At 71.1% G+C, this 17,220-nt stretch carries 17 protein-coding genes; 9 read left to right on the forward strand and 8 right to left on the reverse strand.

The features are described from left to right. Position 1: 1 nt before the first annotated feature. From GPZ80_RS00620 to GPZ80_RS00640, 5 genes are all read right to left on the reverse strand, one after another. Complete coding sequence (locus tag GPZ80_RS00620; protein WP_187217748.1) at positions 2–1,204, reverse strand: type II secretion system F family protein; 1,203 nt, start codon at positions 1,202–1,204, stop codon at positions 2–4. A gap of 1 nt (position 1,205) precedes the next feature. Then, positions 1,206–2,828, reverse strand: coding sequence for a GspE/PulE family protein (locus tag GPZ80_RS00625; RefSeq protein WP_246476624.1), 1,623 nt, complete (start codon positions 2,826–2,828; stop codon positions 1,206–1,208). Continuing rightward, positions 2,825–3,919: a type IV pilus twitching motility protein PilT gene (locus tag GPZ80_RS00630; protein WP_187217749.1), complete on the reverse strand. Its 1,095-nt coding sequence runs from the start codon at positions 3,917–3,919 to the stop codon at positions 2,825–2,827. Before GPZ80_RS00630 ends, GPZ80_RS00625 begins: the two co-directional genes overlap by 4 nt. Positions 3,920–4,005: 86 nt before the next feature. Then, complete coding sequence (locus tag GPZ80_RS00635; RefSeq protein WP_187217750.1) at positions 4,006–4,353, reverse strand: type II secretion system protein; 348 nt, start codon at positions 4,351–4,353, stop codon at positions 4,006–4,008. A gap of 38 nt (positions 4,354–4,391) precedes the next feature. After that, positions 4,392–5,126 (reverse strand): CpaE/TadZ family protein, encoded by a 735-nt coding sequence (locus tag GPZ80_RS00640; RefSeq protein WP_187217751.1) that lies wholly within the window; start codon positions 5,124–5,126, stop codon positions 4,392–4,394. Positions 5,127–5,417: 291 nt separating this feature from the next. Here GPZ80_RS00640 and GPZ80_RS00645 point away from each other — a divergent pair, with 291 nt between their 5' ends. The 5 genes from GPZ80_RS00645 (at position 5,418) to GPZ80_RS00665 (ending at position 10,537) form a co-directional block, all read left to right on the forward strand. Next, a complete protein-coding gene (locus GPZ80_RS00645; protein WP_187217752.1) occupies positions 5,418–6,065 on the forward strand; it encodes a response regulator transcription factor in 648 nt (215 codons plus the stop codon). A 410-nt stretch (positions 6,066–6,475) separates the two neighbouring features. Continuing rightward, positions 6,476–8,455 (forward strand): EAL domain-containing protein, encoded by a 1,980-nt coding sequence (locus tag GPZ80_RS00650; protein WP_187217753.1) that lies wholly within the window; start codon positions 6,476–6,478, stop codon positions 8,453–8,455. 98 nt (positions 8,456–8,553) lie between these two features. After that, positions 8,554–9,120, forward strand: a complete 567-nt coding sequence (locus GPZ80_RS00655; RefSeq protein WP_187217754.1) for an RNA polymerase sigma factor — start codon at positions 8,554–8,556, stop codon at positions 9,118–9,120. After that, complete coding sequence (locus GPZ80_RS00660) at positions 9,113–9,841, forward strand: hypothetical protein (protein WP_187217755.1); 729 nt, start codon at positions 9,113–9,115, stop codon at positions 9,839–9,841. Before GPZ80_RS00655 ends, GPZ80_RS00660 begins: the two co-directional genes overlap by 8 nt. 63 nt (positions 9,842–9,904) lie before the next feature. Continuing rightward, positions 9,905–10,537, forward strand: coding sequence for a hypothetical protein (locus tag GPZ80_RS00665; RefSeq protein ID WP_187217756.1), 633 nt, complete (start codon positions 9,905–9,907; stop codon positions 10,535–10,537). Here GPZ80_RS00665 and GPZ80_RS00670 read toward each other — a convergent pair. Beyond that, positions 10,503–11,966 carry an SDR family oxidoreductase gene (locus tag GPZ80_RS00670; RefSeq protein WP_187217757.1) on the reverse strand — a complete coding sequence of 488 codons (1,464 nt, stop codon included), beginning with the start codon at positions 11,964–11,966 and terminating at the stop codon, positions 10,503–10,505. The genes GPZ80_RS00665 and GPZ80_RS00670 overlap by 35 nt on opposite strands. A gap of 88 nt (positions 11,967–12,054) precedes the next feature. On the opposite strand from GPZ80_RS00670, the gene GPZ80_RS00675 reads away from it, so the two are divergent. Continuing rightward, complete coding sequence (locus GPZ80_RS00675; RefSeq protein WP_187217758.1) at positions 12,055–12,537, forward strand: MSMEG_6728 family protein; 483 nt, start codon at positions 12,055–12,057, stop codon at positions 12,535–12,537. On the opposite strand, the gene GPZ80_RS00680 is transcribed toward GPZ80_RS00675, so the two are convergent. Then, on the reverse strand, positions 12,527–12,982 hold the full coding sequence (locus GPZ80_RS00680; RefSeq protein ID WP_187217759.1) for a hypothetical protein: 456 nt from the start codon (positions 12,980–12,982) through the stop codon (positions 12,527–12,529). The two genes, GPZ80_RS00675 and GPZ80_RS00680, sit on opposite strands and share 11 nt — an antisense overlap. Before the next feature lie 147 nt (positions 12,983–13,129). On the opposite strand from GPZ80_RS00680, the gene GPZ80_RS00685 reads away from it, so the two are divergent. Then, positions 13,130–14,119: an alpha/beta hydrolase gene (locus GPZ80_RS00685; RefSeq protein WP_187217760.1), complete on the forward strand. Its 990-nt coding sequence runs from the start codon at positions 13,130–13,132 to the stop codon at positions 14,117–14,119. Between the two features lie 2 nt (positions 14,120–14,121). Here the strand turns inward: GPZ80_RS00685 and GPZ80_RS00690 are convergent, their stop codons facing one another. Next, positions 14,122–15,723: a LuxR C-terminal-related transcriptional regulator gene (locus tag GPZ80_RS00690; RefSeq protein ID WP_187217761.1), complete on the reverse strand. Its 1,602-nt coding sequence runs from the start codon at positions 15,721–15,723 to the stop codon at positions 14,122–14,124. Between the two features lie 101 nt (positions 15,724–15,824). Here GPZ80_RS00690 and GPZ80_RS00695 point away from each other — a divergent pair, with 101 nt between their 5' ends. Both GPZ80_RS00695 and GPZ80_RS00700 read left to right on the forward strand, forming a co-directional pair. Next, a complete protein-coding gene (locus tag GPZ80_RS00695) occupies positions 15,825–16,634 on the forward strand; it encodes a methyltransferase domain-containing protein (RefSeq protein ID WP_187217762.1) in 810 nt (269 codons plus the stop codon). Between the two features lie 49 nt (positions 16,635–16,683). Further along, the gene (locus tag GPZ80_RS00700) at positions 16,684–16,941 is read left to right on the forward strand and encodes an amphi-Trp domain-containing protein (protein ID WP_187217763.1); all 258 of its coding nucleotides are present in this window, start codon (positions 16,684–16,686) and stop codon (positions 16,939–16,941) included. Positions 16,942–17,220 lie beyond the last annotated feature (279 nt).

Raw genomic sequence — 17,220 nt, forward strand, 5'->3', positions numbered from 1 at the left:
GTCAGGACACCTGGTTGAAGATGCCGTACATCGCCGAGACCAGCGCCACCGCGACGAACCCGACGACGAGGCCCATCACGACGATCACCGCGGGTTCGAACAGCGCGGTGAGCTTCTTGAGCTTGTAGTCCAACTCGCCCTCGTAGTACTGGGCGGTGACCTCGAGCTGGGTGTCCAGCGTGCCGGTCTCCTCGCCGACGCGGATCATCTGGCCCGCGGTGGTGGGGAACAGGCCGGTCGCGGAGATGGGTTTAGCCAAGCCCTCGCCTTCGAGGACGGCTTCCCCTACGCGGGAGAGAGCGTGCACGAACACCAGGTTGCGCAGCGACTCGGTGGCCACCCGCAGCGCCTCGGGCAGTGAGACGCCCGCGCTGACCATGGAGGAGAGGATGCGGCTGAAGCGTTCGACCAGGGCGTACTGGATCGTGGAGCCGACGACGGGCAGCGCGAGGAAGAACTTGTCGCGGGCGTAGCGGCCCCTGGTCGTGCGCACCGCCGCGAAGAGGCTCACGGCCAGGAGGGCGGTCCCGAGGCCCAGGGCCCACCACCACTCGGTGAGGAAGTCCGTGACGGCCAGCAACATCCGGGTGGGCAGGGGAAGTTCGGCGTCGAGGCTGTCGAAGAACACCTTGAACCGGGGGAGCACGAAACTGGCGAGCACGATCACGGTGACCAGCGACATGCCCGCGATCATCGCCGGGTAGATCAGCGCGGACTTGATCTTCCGCCGGGCTTCGAGGTCGCGTTCGAGGTACTTCGCCAGCCGGTCGAGGACGCTGTCGAGTTTGCCGCTGAGCTCCGCCGAGCGCAGGATGCCGCGGTAGAACTCGGGGAAGATCTTGGGGTGCCGGTCGAAGCAGTCGGAGAGCTTCTCGCCGCGGCGCAGCCCGTCCTCGACCTCGCCCATCATCCTGCGCACGGAGGAGTTGTCGGCTTCCTCGCCCAGGGTGTGCACCGCGTCGATCAGCGGCAGACCCGCCTTGATGAAGGCGCCGAGCTGCCGGGAAAGGTGCATCACCTCCTCGCGCTTGACGCGGGGGGCGGTCAGCTCCTTCTTGAGCGGGCTCGCCTTCTCGGTGACCTGGATGTCGCGCAATTGCTGCTCGTACAGCGCGAGTTCGGCGGCTTCGCGGGTGTCGGCCTTGTGCGTTCCGCTGATCGGGCTCCCGTCCGGACGCGTGGCGATGTAGGCGAACTTGGCCATCTCAGCTCCCGATCACGTAAACGGAACGCAGGACCTCGGCGAGGGTGGTCACGCCGGACTCGACGAGGTGCACCGCCGCCTCGGACAGGGTGCGCATGCCCTCGTACCGGGCCTGCTTGCGGAACTCCTCGTGCGAGGCGCGAGTGAGGATCAGGTCCCGGATGGGTTCGCTGATCGGCATCATCTCGTAGACGCCGATACGTTCCAGGTACCCGGTGTTGGCGCAGAAGTTGCACCCGGCACCGCGGACGAACCCGCCCGCCGGAGGCGAGCCGCCGACCGCGTCGAGGAACGTGAGTTCCTCATTGGACGGTCGGTAGTACTCGGTGCAATACGTGCACACCCGGCGCACGAGGCGCTGGGAGAGCACGGCGGTGACCGAGGACGCGATGAGGAAGTTCTCGATCCCCATGTCCAACAGGCGGTGCAGCGCGGCGGCGGCGTCGGTGGCGTGCAGCGACGACAGTACGAAGTGGCCGGTGAGCGCTGACTGCACGGCGATGCGCGCGGTCTCCACGTCACGCACCTCGCCGACGAGGATGATGTCCGGGTCCTGCCGCAGGATCGACTTGAGGCCGCCGGCGAAGGTGATGCCCGCCTGCTCGTTGATCTGGATCTGGTTGATCGACGGGAAGGTGTACTCGACCGGGTCCTCGATGGTCATGATGTTGCGGTCGGGGCTGTTGATCTCGCCCAGCGACCCGTAGAGCGTGGTGGTCTTTCCGCTGCCGGTCGGGCCTGCGCAGATGACCATGCCGTAGGGGGAGCGCAACAGGGCGGCGTAGCGCTTGGCCATCTCGGCGGGCATGCCGAGCTGTTCGAGGCGGAAGAGCGGGCGGCTCTTGTCCAGCAGCCGCAGCACGACCTTCTCGCCGCCGACGACGGCGGTGGTGGACACGCGGATGTCGACGGCGCGGCCCTCGACGTCCATGCTGATCTGGCCGTCCTGCGGGCGGCGGCGCTCGACGATGTTCATCCCGCCGATGATCTTGATGCGGCTCACGATCGCCGGGCCCATCGACGCGGGGAGGTCGAGCACGTCGTGCAGCGCGCCGTCGATGCGGTAGCGGACCCTGATCCGGTCCGGCTGCGGCTCGATGTGCACGTCGGAGGCGCGGTCGCGCAGGGCCTGGGTGATGACCAGCTGCACGACCTGCACGACGGGGGCGTCGTCGTTGGCCGAGACCGCCGCGACGGTGCGGGCCGCGGTCTTGCGCAGCACGTCGCGTGCCTCGAAGTCCTTGACCCGCGAGTCGATCCCGGTCAGCGCCCGGTAGGTGGCGCCGATGACGCGCAGGATGTCCGCGCGGTCGGCGATCCGCACGGTGAACGGCATCCCGGCCGCCTCGCGTAGTCCTTTGAGGACAGCGTCGGACGGGTCGGCGACCGCGAAGGCCACCCCGTTGCCGGTCTTGAGCTGCACCGCGACCAGCTCGCGCGCGGTGGCTTCCTTGATCAGGGCGGTCGCGGCGGGCTCGGGGGTGACCGATCGCAGGTCCACCGCCTGCAGCGGGCGTGACTGCCGCGCGCGGGCGTTCTCGGCGGCGGCGTCGGCGAGGCTGCCCATGTTCGGCGGGTCTGCTGGTGTCTGCGGGGGGATGTCGGTGCGCTTGCCGAGTCTCATGACGCCACTCCAGCGCGGAATCGGGGACGGGCTTCGATGTCCTTGGGATAGAGGCTGCGTGCGGCGGCGTCCTCAAAGGTGATTCGGCCCGCCTGCACGAGGTCCGACAGCGACTGTTCGAAGGTGACCATGCCCTCGTTGCGGCCGGTGATCAGCGAGTTGCGGAGCTGGTTGGTCTTGCCCTCTTTGACCAGGTTGCGGATCGCGGAGTTCGCGACGAGCACCTCGAACGCGGCGACCATGCCGCCGGCGGTGGCCGGGATCAGCCGCTGGTAGACGATCCCGGTGAGCGCGGCGGCGAGCTGCACCCGCACCTGCGACTGCTGCTCGGCGGGGAAGACGTCGATCATGCGGGCGAGGGACTGCGCGGTGTCGTTGGTGTGCAGCGTGGCGAAGACGAGGTGGCCGGTCTCGGCGATGGTCAGCGCGAACCGGATCGACTCCAGGTCGCGCATCTCGCCGACCAGCAGCACATCGGGGTCCTCGCGCAGTGCGCTGCGCAGGGCGTTGGAGAAGGACGCGGTGTCGCTGCCCACTTCGCGTTGGTTGACCGCGGAGCGCTTGTGCTGGTGGACGTACTCGATCGGGTCCTCGATGGTGATGATGTGGCAGGCCCGCTCGGTGTTGATCCGGTCGATCACCGAGGCGAGCGTGGTCGACTTGCCGGAACCGGTGGGACCGGTGATCAGGACGAGCCCCTGGTGCTGGCGGGCGAAGTGGCCGAGCACCGGGGGAAGGCCGAGTTGGTCCATGGAGGGGATGACGCGGGGGATCATGCGCAGCGCCACGGCGGTGTCGCCGCGCTGGGTGAACGCGTTGCCGCGGACCCGGGCGTCGTCGCGCCAGGAGAAGGAGAAATCGTATTCGTGGTTCTTGGCCCAGTGCGCGATCTGTTCAGGGGTGAGCAGTTCGGCGAGGAGGGCGTCCGTGTCGGTGGCGGTGAGCACCGGCTCGTCTGGCAGCGCGTGCAGCGCCCCCCGGATGCGCAGTTGGGGTGCCATGCCTGCGGTGAGCAGGAGGTCGGTCGCGCCCGCCTGCCACACGGCGTCGAGCAGCGCGTCGACATAGCTGCCGAGAGCGGGACCGTGCATGGCGAACCTCCGGATTCCGTGCCTGGGTGGGAAAGAAAGGGAAGGACCGCCGCCCTGCACGGCGGCCCTTCCCCGGCTGGTGTGAGCTAGCAGCCCGGGACCGTGCCGGTGACCGTGAAGTTGGTGCCTACGGCCGCGTAGTTGACGGTCGCCGGCCAGCTGTGGAGGAACTCCGGGACCACGGCGGCCTCTGCGGCGGCTTCATCCGCGGGGTAGCTGCCGGTCTGCGCGTAGTTGGCTTCGATCGCGACCTCAACGCTCTTCACGTCGGCCTTGCAGGCGGATTCCTCGCCTCTATCGTTGATGCCGTTGACGGCGAAGACGACGATTCCCGCGAGGACGCCGAGGATCACGATGACCATCAGCAGTTCGATGAGGGTGAATCCCTTGTCGTTCTTGCGGGCCTGGTGGACTCTGTCGAGCAACGTGTTCATGGTTTCTCCCTGAGGTGTGTGTTTCTGGCTATGTCCTGCTAGGAAACGTTTTCGGACACCTCCTCGCCGCGAATCCGCGTGTCGGCGAACCGGCGGACCGCGGTGCTGAAGGGGTGCTGGGGTGCGGACTCGGTGAGCGGCACACCGCTGTTGATCGAGGCGGCGAGCTCCCAAGTGGACGGAAGGTAGGCGGCGATCGGATTGCGCAGGATCGCGTCGATGTCCGCCGCCGTCAGACCGGTCTCGGCGTCGGCGCGGTTCACCACGATCGCCCGGCTGTGCTGGCGGATCGAGAGGAGATCGAGCATGTCCAGGGTGACCCGCAGGTGCGTGAGCGCGGGCCGCTCCGGTGTGGTCAGCAGGATCCGGTGGGTGGAGAGGTCGAGCGCGGTCAGCACGTGCGCCGAGAGCCGGGCGGGGGTGTCGACGACGACGTAGTCGTAGCGGGTCGACAGCAGGATCAGCAGGTCGCGCACCACCGTGGCGGGCATCCGCTCGGCGTCACCGGGCCGGGCGGGCGCGGGGACGCAGTCCAGTCCGGGCCGGTAGGCGGCCAGGGGCATGGTCACCCAGGCCGTGTCGCCGACCGAAAGCGTGCCGCGGGGGCGCAGCGTGAGCGTGGTGGCGATGTCGCCGTAGGCGAGGTCGAGGTCGACGAGGCAGACCCGGCGGGCCGCGCCGTGCAGCGCGACGGCCAGGTTGGTGGCGAACGTCGTCTTGCCGCAGCCGCCCTTCGGGGCGAACACCGTGATGACTTGGCCCTGTCCCGTCATGTCGATTCACCTCCTCGCCGAATGACGAGAAGCGTGGGCCGGACGGGGGTGTCGGCGGTATCGGGTGATCGGCCGGATGGCGGGTGTCCGATGGGCCGACGGTGACGGTCCGCCGGGCGACACCTGTCGGGCGATCGACCGACAACGGGACCGCTCGATCACCTTCAGTAAGGGACTTTGGTCCCGGATACGGCTGGATGTGTAACTTCCGGCGCCGTCGCGCCGAAGGGTAGTTGAATTCTTAAACAAGCCTGTTCGGGTACGGGGCGGACTGGCAGACCGGGAGGAACGATGTCGATCCGCCTCGCAGTCGTGGACGGACACCCCCTCACCCGCTATGGGCTGGCGGGACTGGTCGCCGAGCACGATGACATCGAGATCGTCGCCGAGTGGGGTTCCGTGGCCGCCGCCCGCGCGATCGTCGACGTCCGGCCCACTGTGGTGACGATCGATGTGGACCTGCCCGACGGCGACGGACTGCGGTTGGCGCGCGAGTGTCGCGACCGCGACCCCGACCTCGGGATCGTGGTGCTCACGTCCAGCGCCCGCGACGACATCCTGTTCCGCGCGCTTGACTCCGGGGTGTCGGCCTTCGTTGAGAAGACGGCACCGATGGCGGAGGTGCTGGGCGCCATCCGCCACGCCTCGGTCGCGGCGACGTCGTTCACCGCCACCGGCCTGCTCCACGCCCTGACCCGCAAGCGCGACGCGGAGACCCGGTTCGCCCTGAGCCCCCGCGAACACGAGGTCCTCCTGCTACTGCGCGACGGCCTGTCGGTGCCCGCGATCGCACGGTCCACCTACGTGAGCCCCTCGACGGCGAAGACGTACGTCGCCCGCCTCTACGAGAAGCTGGGCGCCAACAACCGCGCCCAAGCCCTCATGACCGCCCTACGTCACGGCCTGATCCGCCACGACGAGCTGCCCGCGGTCATCTGACCGGGTCCGATCGGAACAAGAAAGCGGGGCAGGCCTCGTCGGTGCTAGCCCCGTCTCGTCGTGTGATGGCTCGGCAGTCCCAGGCAGTCCCAGGCAGTCCCAGGCGGTCCGCGCGGCGCGGGTCGTGGTCGCCAGGTCCAGCCCGACCCAGGCGCGGGTGCAGCCGCCGGTGGTGGCGACCGGGACGGAGACCAAGCTCCTTGGTGGGCCGGGCGGCGGAGCTGGGGCCGAGGGCCGACGTGCCGGAGTTCGCGGGTTCGTCACCAACCCGTCATGGCCGGAGCGCGACGGGCTGGTCGATGAGCGCCCGAGGCTCGGAACGCCGGCTCGGCCATAGTTCCGCCCGCCGCTCTTCCATTGGGCCATTTGGGTGGAGCGTCCAGGCAAACGGGGGACGATGATCGTTTCCGATGTTCGGGGCTGCGCCCGCTGGTAGCTTCCCGGCCAAGACCGCTCACCGGGCGGGTGATCATCAGGAGTTGACTTGCCAGGCGAGCGGCGGCACCGCGGTGGATCCGGCTGAACCGGCCAGGCACTGGGCGGGGGCGCTGAGCCAGGCCCTGGCCACTGGGGACGGCGTCGGGCGGGAGTTGACCGGACCGATAGACCGGCTGATCCACGCGCTGCGCGCCGACCCGTTCGACTCGGACGCCGTCGCCGAGGTCGGCGTCCGACTGGTCGAGACGGTCGCCGCGGCACTCGCCGCCGGAGGTCGGTTGGCCGCTGTCGAGCGCACCCTGGCCGCCGGCGAGGCACGCTCCGGCGTCCTGTTCCGCTCCGCCGCGGTCGGCCTGCTGGTCAGTGCCCACGAAGGCGTCGTGACCGAGGTGAACCCCGCCGCCCAGCGCATCCTCGGGCGTAGCGAGGACGAACTCGTCGGCATCCCGCTCGCGGACCTGCTGCATCCCCGGGAACGCGACGCGGTCTTGGCCTGCTACGCGGAACTGCTCGACAGCGCCGAGGAATCCGGGCGGCTGCGGGAACGCACCCGGCTCGTCCGCGCCGACGGCGACCCGGTCTGGGTGCACCTGGCGGTCTCGGTCCTGCGCGACAGCGCCGGGCGGCCGGAGTCCCTGGTGACCCTCGTGCAGGACGTCTCCCATGTGCACCTGCTTGAGCAGCGGCTGAGCTACCAGGGCACGCACGACCCGCTCACCGGGCTGGCCAACCGGCACGCGTTCATCGGCAAGCTGGAGGAGTCCCTCGGCGGCACGGCACCCGCGTCGGTGCTGCACCTCAACCTGGACGCCTTCTCGGTGATCAACCACGGCCTCGGCTGGAAGGTCGGCGACGAGCTGCTGCGCGCGGTGGCGGGCAAACTGACCGAGGTCCTGGGCGACGAACCCGCGTGCGTGGCGAGGTTCGGCGCCGACGAGTTCGCGGTGCTGCTGCGCGACGGCCCGAACATCGCCGGGCTGGCCCAGCGGATCAACGCCGCCCTGGCCGAACCCACCTATGTGGACGGCCACGGCGTCGCGGCGTCGGCCACCATCGCCGTGGCCCCCGACATCGCGCCCGGCACCGACCCGACGGAACTGTTGTGTGGCACCGCGATCGTGCTGCGCACCCTGAAGTCGGGCGGGCGCGGACAATGGGGGCTGGTGGACCCGGTGGTCGACCAGGCCCGCCGCGCCCAACTCCGGCTCGCCGCATCCGTGCCCGGCGCCTGGGACAGCGGCCAGATCCAGGTGTGCCACCGCCCGATCGTCGCGCTCGCCGACCGCCGGGTCGCCTCGGTGCAGGCGTCGCTGCGGTGGCTGCACCCGGAACTGGGCCCGCTCGACCACCGCGCGTGCCTGCGGGCGATCGCCGAAACCGGCTTCGGCCTGCGCATCGGCCGCTGGCTGCTCGGGGAGGCGGCCCGGCAGGTGGCCGAGGCCGGACCGCACGCGCCCCGGCTGTACCTGGAACTGACTAAAGAGGAAGCGGTCGACCCCGACCTGATCGCGTGGGTGCGCGCCGCCCTCGCCGAGGCCTGCCTGGCGCCGGCCCGGGTCGACCTGGGCTTCCCGGTCGTGGCTCTGCACGCGCCGGACAAGCCGGCCGAGGACAACCTGGAAGTGTTGGCGGAACTGGGGATCGGCATCGTCCTGTACGGCTACGGCGCGGCCAGCCGCGACCTGACCTATTTGGACTCGCTGCCGCTGCGCGCTGTGCGGCTGGTCAGCTCGGTGGCTTCGTGGGTGTCGGCGAACGCGGACTCGGGGCTGCCTGCTGTGTTGGCTGCCCGGGGGTTGGTGCCGTTGGTTCGGGCTTCGGGGTTGTCGATGATTGTGGGGAGTTTGCGGACGGCTCGGGAGGCTGCCTGGTGGGCTGAGGTGGGGGTGGATTTGGGCGAGGGGGCGGTGTTCGGTGAGCCTGGGTCGTTGAGTGAGGTGACTCGGCTCTGACCTTCGACCCGGTTCATCCGCCGGCGAGCAGGTCAGCGAGGGTGTTCGCGACTCGCGGAGCTGAAGTGGAACCGATCGGCGGCGGGCGGTGTAGACCTATGACAGGAACGCACCGACCGGGAGCAGCGATCAGCGACGCGGAGGCCGTGGCCAGGGTGCGCGCCGGGGATTCCGGCGCGTACGGCGAGCTTGTGCGCGCTCATGCCGGTGTCGCCCTTCGGGTCGCGGTGTTCCTCGGCGCGGGGGCGGACGCGGAGGATGTCGTGCAGGAGTCGCTGGTCAAGGCGTATCGGGGGCTCGGCGACTTCCGCGAGGACGCGCCGTTTCGGCCTTGGCTGCTGCGGATCGTCGCGAACGAGACCCGCAACGTGCAGCGGTCCGCGAGACGGCGTGGTGCCACCGAAGCCGCCGCGGTGCTGCCGGAGCCGGTGGCCGACCCTGAGTTGTCGGCGGAGGCCCGGGCCCGGCGCGCCGAGCTTCTTGCCGCTCTGGAAGTCCTGCCCGAGCCGTACCGGCAGGTGGTGACCTGTCGATACCTGCTCGACCTCGACGAGCGGGAGACCGCGACCGTGCTGGGTTGGCCGCGCGGCACGGTGAAGTCCCGGCTGTCTCGGGCGCTGCGCAAGCTGCGCAAGTCGCTGGAAACGGACCTCGCCCATGACTGACCCGCTGATCCGCGAACTCCGCGCCCTCGGGGACGACCTCCCGTCGCCCGCGCCCACCGACGCGCTCACCGCCGCCGTCCTGTCCCGGGTGGCGAACGAGCCCGTCCCCGCGCGGGCCGCCCTGCCGCGCCGGGTCGCCTGGTGGCTGCGGGCCCGCTGGCGGGCGCTGGTGTCCCTGCTGACCGGGCTGGTCCTCGTCGCCGCGCTCACCCCGCCGGTGCGCGCCGCGGTGGCGCAGTGGCTCGGAATCGGCGCGGTCGAGGTCCGCACGTCGAACGGTGCGGCACCGACGACGGCACCGCCGCCGCCGACCGCTGCACAGGGGATCACCGTCGAGCAGGCGCGCGACCTGGTGGCGTTCGACCTCGCCGTGCCCGCGGACCTGGGGACGCCGTCCGGGGTCGAGGTGTCCGCCGACCGGGCCGTGGTGTCGATGAGCTGGCCGGGTGTCCGGCTCGACCAGATCGGCGCCCGGCTGGCGCCCTACTTCGTCAAGACCGTCTACGACGAGGTCGTGTTCACCACCGTTCGCGGGTACGAAGCGCTCTGGCTGCCAAGCCCACACGAGGTGGTCGTGCAGTCCGCCGACGGCTCCCAGCGCCGCGAACCGGCCCGCCTCGCCGGTCGCACCCTGCTGTGGCAGTCCGGTGGCGTCACGCTGCGGCTCGAAGGCGACCTCGACCGGGAACGCGCCGTCGCGATCGCCGAATCGGCGCGCTGAACCGGGAACCGCGCGGCAATGGGCGGTGTATCCACACCAGCCACAGCCGAGGAGGCACCCACCATGCGCGCCACAGTTCTGACTCTGCTCACCGTGATCGGCTTGCTGACCCTCAGCGCCGGGCCAGCGGCCGCGGGCGGCCCGACGAGCGTGTTGCTGACCATGCCCGAGAACCAGCGGGCCGCGGCGCTCCACCACGCCGACTCCGCCTACATCCGACTCGACAGCGCGCTCAGCGGCGGGTCCGCCGCGGCCCCCTATGAGTCCAATTCGTACTTCACCGCCACCTGGCTGCTCCATGACGTGGACGTGTGGCGGACCGACCGGATCTACCTGACCCCCGCCGGCCCGGTGATCGAGACCAGGACCGTGCACGGGCACGACCAGGGGATCTGGGACGCGCCGGCGTCCTGGCACACCAGTTCCTCGCCCAAGGAGCTCATCGCCCTGCTCGATTCCCTGGGCCTCACCGCGGGGCCCGCGTCCGCACGGATCGCGGAGGCGGCGAAGGCGGAGGCGGCGAAGGCGGAGCCCGCACCCGCGACTGTCGAACCGGTCGCGGACGTCAGGTGGGAGTGGGGGATCGGCGGGCTCATCGCGGGCGCGCTGATCACCGTCGGGGCCGTGCTTGTGCGTCCCCGCCTGCGGAGACTGCCCGCGTTCAGCCGGCCGCGGACCGCTCCGCCGCTCCCGTGATGTTGCGGGCCATCCCGCCGAAGACCACGCCGTGGAAGGGCGCGATTGCCTTCCAGTAGGCCTGCCCCGCCAAGCCGTGCGGCTCGAACACCGCGCGCTGCCGGTAAAGGGCGCCACCGTCCGCCGTGGGCTCGACGCACAGTTCGAGCCACGCGCGGCCGGGCACCTTCATCTCCGCGCGCAGGCGCAGCATCCGCGGCCGCTCCAGGCGTTCCACCCGCCACCAGTCGAGCGCCTCGCCGACGTGCAGCCGCCGTGGGTCGCGCCTGCCGCGGCGCAGCCCGACACCGCCGGTGAGGCGGTCGATCAGGCCGCGGACCGACCAGGCCAGCGGGAACGAGTACCAGCCCCGCTCCCCGCCGATCGACTCGATGACGTCCCACAGCGCCTGCGGGCTCGCCGACGTCGGGTGCTCGCGGATGTCCTCGTACACCGACCCGCCGGACCAGTCCGGGTCCGAGGGCAGCGGGTCCGACGGCGCCGCCGGCCACGCCGCGTCCGACCAGCGGGTGGGCACGTCGGCGTTGCGGATGCGGGCCAGGGCGAGCTCGACGGCCTGCTCGTAGTGGAGCAGACCGGGTTCCGGGTCCGGGATGTACTTCTCGATGTCGTGGTCGCGGCATACGACCTCGTGCACCACCGACTCGATCAGCGGGACCGCGATGCTGCGCGGCACCGGCGTGACCAGGTTGACCCACTGCGCCGACAGCCACGGTGTGAGCACCGGGACGGGCAGCACGACCCGGCGCACCAGCCCGGCGACGACCGCGTAGCGACGCATCATCTGCAGGTAGGTCAGCACGTCCGGCCCGCCGATGTCGAACGCCCGCGACACGCTCTCGGGCAGACCTGCGGCGGCGACCAGGTAGTGCAGCACGTCCCGCACGGCGATCGGCTGGATCCGGTTGTGCACCCAGCGCGGCGTGATCATCGCGGGCAGCCGCTCGGTCAGGTAGCGCAGCATCTCGAAACTCGCCGACCCGGACCCGATGATCACCGCGGCCTGCAGCACCGCGGTCGGCACCCCGCTCGCCAGCAGGATGTCGCCCACCTCCGCGCGCGAGCCCAGGTGGTCGGACAGCTTGCCGGACTCCGGCAGGATCCCGCCGAGATAGACGATCCGCGCCACCCCCGCCTCGGCGGCGCACGCGGCGACCACCTCCGCCGCTCGCCGGTCGATCTCGACGAAGTCCGCCCGATTGAGTGAGTGGACCAAGTAGTAGAGGACCTCTTGGCCCGCCACCGCGGCGCGCACGTGCTCCCGGTTGGTGACGTCCCCGGGAACGACCTCGATGGCGTCACGCCAGGGCACGTCCGCCAGCTTCTCCGGCGTCCTGGCCACCGCGCGGACCTCGTGGCCCGCCTCCAGCAACTCGGGCAGCAGCCGCCCGCCGATGTACCCGGTCGCCCCGAACACCACACAGCGCATCAACCGATGATGCGTGCCGCGCGGCGGCCCCGCACAGTGAACGTCCGCGCCCCGGTGTATCCGGGGCCGCCCTGGGTATCCCGCCACGGTGCAGACGTTCTTGCCCTACCCCGACTTCGCGGCCACCGCGCGGGTCCTCGACGCGCGCCGACTGGGCAAGCAGCGAGTCGAGACGATCCAGGTGCTCCGGGCTCTCACCGTCGAGGGCTACGGCTGGCGCCACCACCCGGCCGCGGCCATGTGGGCGGGCTACGAGGAGGCCCTGACCCGCTATGGCCTCGACGTCTGCGAAGCCTGGTGCGCGGCGGGTCGGGCGGACACCTGCGGGGGCACCCTGCGGGCGGACCTGCTTCGTGGCGCGGGCCTGGGGACCGTCCGCTCCCAGAACGAACTCGCCGAGGCGGGGGAGCTGCCGCCCTGGCTCGGCGACGCGGCGCTGCACCGCAGCCACCAGTCCGCCCTGGTCCGCAAGGATCCTGACCACTACCGCCCGCACTTCCCGGACGTGCCTGCGGACCTGCCGTACGTGTGGCCGGACTCGGACCGGCCCAGGAGACGCCCTAGCGGCTGACCCGATCGGAGCGTGGTGGGATCGCGGGCTCGTCCGGTGTCGGCTCGTGCCCGGGTTCACCCGGCGTGCGGCGTGCGCGTTTGAGCCCGGCCTCGTAGCGGTGCCGCTGCCCGCCGGTCAGCTCGCGGGTCTCGCGTTCGAGGTCGCGGAACGGTTGGTAGTACGCGTCGTCGTACTCCTCGACGACCTGGAACGTCCACCGGCCGGGCAGCACGTTGCGCCCGAGGAGTTCCCGTTCCAGTCGCGCGGCGAGGTCCTGGTGACCGGCGCGGGCAAGCAGTTCGATGGCCTCCTCCACCTTGAAGTCGGCCGACCCGGTCAGCTGGTGGAACGCGTAGAGATGGCCACGCGCGATCTCGGTCGTCTCCAAGGCCTCGGTCAGTTTCCCGACCGCCTCCACCGTGGCCCGGTCGGCCGCTGGTTCTTGATCGCCTGTGTCCGCCATGTCGTGGGGTTACCCCGAAACCGGCGAACCCGCACATCCGCGGCCGATGACACACCTCCGCCGCGGTTTTGCCCGATACGGACAACATTCGCCGGGTGCGACACGTGACCGTTGCTCCCCGTGTCCGGCCGGTGCGAAAGTCGACCGGTGAACAGTCGTACTCCCAGTTCCGGCGAGACCCAGACCGCATACGAGTACCGGGAGGGCGGCCGCAGTGCGCGGGCGGCCGTGATCCGGTGGCTGTGCCGGATCTTCGTGCGCCCGACCCTCGCCTGCTGGCCGTTGCGGGGGCCGCTCTCGAAGATGATGCCGCTGGTCAACCTCGCCCTGCGGGTCGTTCCGCGGTTGCGGGAGACAGAATGCGAGCACGTCGACGGCGGCACCTGGCGGGCCGAGTTCGTCCGCCCGCGCGGCGCGGGCGACTCGGTCGCCGCGATTCTCTACCTGCACGGGGGAGCGTTCCTGTTCTGCGGCCTGGCGACCCACCGGCGGATCGTGGAGCGGCTTGCGCTGCGCACCGGGCTGCCGGTGTTGTCCGTGGCCTACCGGCACCTGCCGAAGGGGCGCCTCGACGAGTCGCTCGCCGACGCCGCCGAAGCCGTGCGCTGGCTGGAGACCCGCGGCATCGCGGCGGCCAAGGTGGTCTGCGTCGGTGACTCCGCGGGCGGCCACCTGGCGTTCGCGCTCGCGCTCAACGCCCCGGCCGCGGGCCTGCCCCGGCCCGCGGGCGTCGTCGGCCTCTCCCCGTGGCTGGACTTCGACAGCGTCACCAAGCTCGGACACCGCAACGCGCGCACCGACGTCTTCATCCCGGCCCGGCGGCTGTCGCGGGTCGGCCTGCTGTGCGCGGGGAACGGAACGGAGATCGACCCGCTCCGCTCGCCCGTGAACGGCGACCTGTCCTGCCTTCCGCCCGTCCTGATCCAGTGCGCGGAGGACGAAGTCCTGCGCTGCGACGCGGAACTCATGGCCGAGCGTCTCACCGCGGCCGGGGTGCGGCACCGGCTGCAGATCTGGCAGGGGCAGGTGCACGCTTTCCCAGTGCTGGGCCAGGTCCTGCCCGAGAGCAGCGCCGCGCTCGACGAGATCGCGACCTTCACCACGGTCGTCCTGGCGGGCTCGGCGAACGCCGCCTGAGGTCACTCCTCGGGCTGTCCCGCGGCGAACACGGCCGCCTCGGCCCGGTTGCGCAAGCCCAGTTTGGTGAGCACGCTGCTGACGTGGTGCGCCGCCGTCTTGCGGCTGATGAACAGGCGAGCGGCGATCTCCGGGTTCGACAGGCCGAGCCCGAGCAGCCGCAGCACCTCACGCTCCCGTTTGGACAGTGCGCCGACATCCTTGGGCCCGGTCCGGCCGCGCACACCCAGCGACCGCAGCAGCGCGGCCGCCGCGTCGGCGTCCGGGCCCGCGCCCAGGCGGTCGAACACCGACAGCGCGGCCCGCGCCTCCGCCTCGGCCACCGCCGGGCCGGCGGGCGCGAGGACCCGCGCCAGTTCCATGCGGGTACGCGCCTCCTCGAAGGGAAGGCCCGCGGTGCCGAACGACGCCAGGGCGGTCTCGAAGTGGGTGACTACCTCCGGTATGCCGACGAGCCCGGCGGTGAACTCGGCGATCGCGCGCAGCGGTGTGGACTGGGCGATGGCGGTGAGCCGCGCCGAGAGTTCCCGCGCCTGGTCGAACCGCCCCGCCGCCACCTCCACCTCGGCCAGCAGCGCGAGGACCGGAAACTGTGGCAGCCCGTCGCCGTGCTGGTCGCGGTGGCGGCGGAGCAGGGTCGCGGCGAGGTCGAGTTCACCGCGCGCCAGGTGCGCCCGTGCCAGCGGCCGCACCGCGTAGGAATCGTGCTCGTGGCCGACGAGGAGCTGCTCGGCCTCCTCCAGCCGTCCCTGCCGGACCCGCAGCTCGGCCAGCCGCACCACCGCGCCCGAACACAGCGCCCGGTAGCAGCCGCGGTACACCCGGACTGACGTGCTCAGCTCGTCCTCGGCCCGCGCCCACCGGCCCGCGGCGACGAGGATCGCGCCGTAGTGCATCCGGCAGATCGCCGACGCCCACGTGAGATCGGAGCGCCTGCCCAGGTGGTCGGCCACGCTCGTCCACTGCTCCGCGCGCCGGACGTCGAGGACGAGCTCGCAGGCCAGCAGCATCTTGCAGAGGATCTCCCCGGCCACGGTGAAGCTCTGCACCTCCCCGCCCCTGGCCGCGGCGGCGGCCTCGTCGAGCAGGCGCATGCCCTCGTCGATCCGGCCGCGCTCCACCAGGCACACCCCGGTGTAGGCCATCGCGTCGAACTCGAGGTCGGCGTCGCCGAAGCGCACGGCGATGTCCATGGCGGCGGCCAGATGCCGCTCCCGCTCGTCGAGGTCCTCCGTGGCGAGGACGCACGCGAGTTCGACCCAGCCGCGTTCCGGGCAGTCGCCGGACACGGCCGCGAGGCGCTTGCCCCGTTCCAGCCAGCCGCCCGCGGTCGCCAGGTTGCCGTGCACGGCGGCGTAGTCGAACGCCAGGTGATAGGCCGCCAGCACCGCCGGGTACCGGGTCTCGCCGCGCGCGCGGAACCCGGCGTAGGCCCGCTCACGCAGTTCGATCGCCCGGTCGTAGTCGCCTTGCCGGTAGCTGACCTCGGCGAGCCCGTCGAACGCCTCCGGCCGGTCGCCCGCGGCCTCGAAGGCGGCCCGGGCGTCGTCCCACCGGCCCTCGGTGAGGGCGGTGCGGCCGACCGTGACGCCGTCGACGTCCATGCCTGGATTATCGCGGCAACGGGCAGGCAAATGGGACATCTGCCCGATCCTTCGGCTCCACGCCCGGCGCACGCTCTGGGAGAACCACAGGGAGGCACGCCATGAGCAGTTCCACCGAGGCATTCCAGATCTCCGCCGAGCAGGCGGCGCTCTACGAGGCGAAGTTCGTCCCCGCGCTGTTCGCGGACTGGGCGCCGCCGTTCGCCGACGCGGCGGGCCTCGAACCAGGCCAGGCGGTGCTCGACGTCGCCTGCGGCACCGGAATCCTGGCCCGCACCGCCGCCGACCGGGTCGGCCCCACCGGCAAGGTCGTGGGGCTCGACCTCAACGAGGGCATGCTCACCGTGGCCCGCGGCCTGCGCTCCGACATCGAGTGGCGCCAAGGCAACGCGGCCGACCTGCCGTTCCCGGACGGCTCGTTCGACGCGGTGCTCTGCCAGTCGGCCCTGATGTTCTTCCCCGACGCCACCCAGGCCCTCCGTGAGATGGGCCGGGTGTGCGCGCCCGACGGCACCGTCGGCGTGCAGGTCTACGCCGGCCTCGACGACCAGCCCGCCTATCGGCCCTGGGTCGAGCTGGTGGCCCGGCACGCGGGTCCCGAGGCGTTCAGCCTGCTCGGCGCCTACTGGGTGCACGGCGACCTCGACATCCTGCGCGCCCGCTTCCACGCGGCGGGCCTCGACGTCGCCGAGATCCGCACCCGGACCGGCACCGCCCGGTGGGACTCCGTCGACGAGATGGTGCGCGTCGAAGTCGAGAGCACCCCGCTGATCGACCGGCTCACCGACGCGGTCTACCAGCGCGTTCTTGAGGAGTCCCGGGAAGTCCTCGGCCAGTACCGAACCCCGGCGGGCGCCGAGATCCCGATCAAGGGCCACCTTGTCACCGCGCGCGGGCGGTCGCGCGATTGAATGTGCCAACCACGCTCCCGCCCGAGGGAGACCCGACATCGGAGGCCACGTGTCCGACGCGACCCGAGACATCGAACGCATCTACTCCACCCCCGAGGTCGTCGCGAAGCTTCGCCGCCTCGCCGACGCCCTGGAATCCGAGACGTCTTTCCGCATCCAGATCGCGGGCGAGCGCATCCGCGTCCCCGCGCGCGCCCAGTTCTCCATCGAGCACGAGCGCGGCGACGGGGAAGAGGAGATCGAGTTCCAGCTCAAGTGGACACACGAAGAGGCCGACGACACCGACGACGACGAGTCCGTGGTCTAGTCGGCTCCAGCCAGACCGCAGTATCTGCATCTGTGGGTTGACACAACCTCTAGTCAGAGCTATAAGAATAGGGAGAGCTTCTCGTGACCTGGCGGTCACGAGAGGGAACAGCCGGGAGTGTTTTCGATGGCTGAGCAAAGGGAACGACCCGATCACGTGGACGAGGCCTTCGCCGAGTTGGTGCTCGCCGACCGGACACTCCTGCGGGCCGAGTTCGACGCCATCGTGGCCGCCAACTTCGACCCGACCGCCTTCTTCGGCCCGGCCAAGCCGAGCGTT

The sequence above is a fragment of the Actinokineospora xionganensis genome (assembly GCF_014323725.1).
Taxonomy (GTDB): domain Bacteria; phylum Actinomycetota; class Actinomycetes; order Mycobacteriales; family Pseudonocardiaceae; genus Actinokineospora; species Actinokineospora xionganensis.

What these genes read in the sequence shown, in the direction of transcription:
- GPZ80_RS00620 (WP_187217748.1), bottom strand. Translation starts at nt 1,204, where the DNA reads ATGGCCAAGTTCGCCTACATCGCCACGCGTCCGGACGGGAGCCCGATC.
- GPZ80_RS00625 (WP_246476624.1), bottom strand. Translation starts at nt 2,828, where the DNA reads ATGAGACTCGGCAAGCGCACCGACATCCCCCCGCAGACACCAGCAGAC.
- GPZ80_RS00630 (WP_187217749.1), bottom strand. Translation starts at nt 3,919, where the DNA reads ATGCACGGTCCCGCTCTCGGCAGCTATGTCGACGCGCTGCTCGACGCC.
- GPZ80_RS00635 (WP_187217750.1), bottom strand. Translation starts at nt 4,353, where the DNA reads ATGAACACGTTGCTCGACAGAGTCCACCAGGCCCGCAAGAACGACAAG.
- GPZ80_RS00640 (WP_187217751.1), bottom strand. Translation starts at nt 5,126, where the DNA reads ATGACGGGACAGGGCCAAGTCATCACGGTGTTCGCCCCGAAGGGCGGC.
- GPZ80_RS00645 (WP_187217752.1), top strand. Translation starts at nt 5,418, where the DNA reads ATGTCGATCCGCCTCGCAGTCGTGGACGGACACCCCCTCACCCGCTAT.
- GPZ80_RS00650 (WP_187217753.1), top strand. Translation starts at nt 6,476, where the DNA reads ATGTTCGGGGCTGCGCCCGCTGGTAGCTTCCCGGCCAAGACCGCTCAC.
- GPZ80_RS00655 (WP_187217754.1), top strand. Translation starts at nt 8,554, where the DNA reads ATGACAGGAACGCACCGACCGGGAGCAGCGATCAGCGACGCGGAGGCC.
- GPZ80_RS00660 (WP_187217755.1), top strand. Translation starts at nt 9,113, where the DNA reads ATGACTGACCCGCTGATCCGCGAACTCCGCGCCCTCGGGGACGACCTC.
- GPZ80_RS00665 (WP_187217756.1), top strand. Translation starts at nt 9,905, where the DNA reads ATGCGCGCCACAGTTCTGACTCTGCTCACCGTGATCGGCTTGCTGACC.
- GPZ80_RS00670 (WP_187217757.1), bottom strand. Translation starts at nt 11,966, where the DNA reads ATGCGCTGTGTGGTGTTCGGGGCGACCGGGTACATCGGCGGGCGGCTG.
- GPZ80_RS00680 (WP_187217759.1), bottom strand. Translation starts at nt 12,982, where the DNA reads ATGGCGGACACAGGCGATCAAGAACCAGCGGCCGACCGGGCCACGGTG.
- GPZ80_RS00690 (WP_187217761.1), bottom strand. Translation starts at nt 15,723, where the DNA reads ATGGACGTCGACGGCGTCACGGTCGGCCGCACCGCCCTCACCGAGGGC.
- GPZ80_RS00695 (WP_187217762.1), top strand. Translation starts at nt 15,825, where the DNA reads ATGAGCAGTTCCACCGAGGCATTCCAGATCTCCGCCGAGCAGGCGGCG.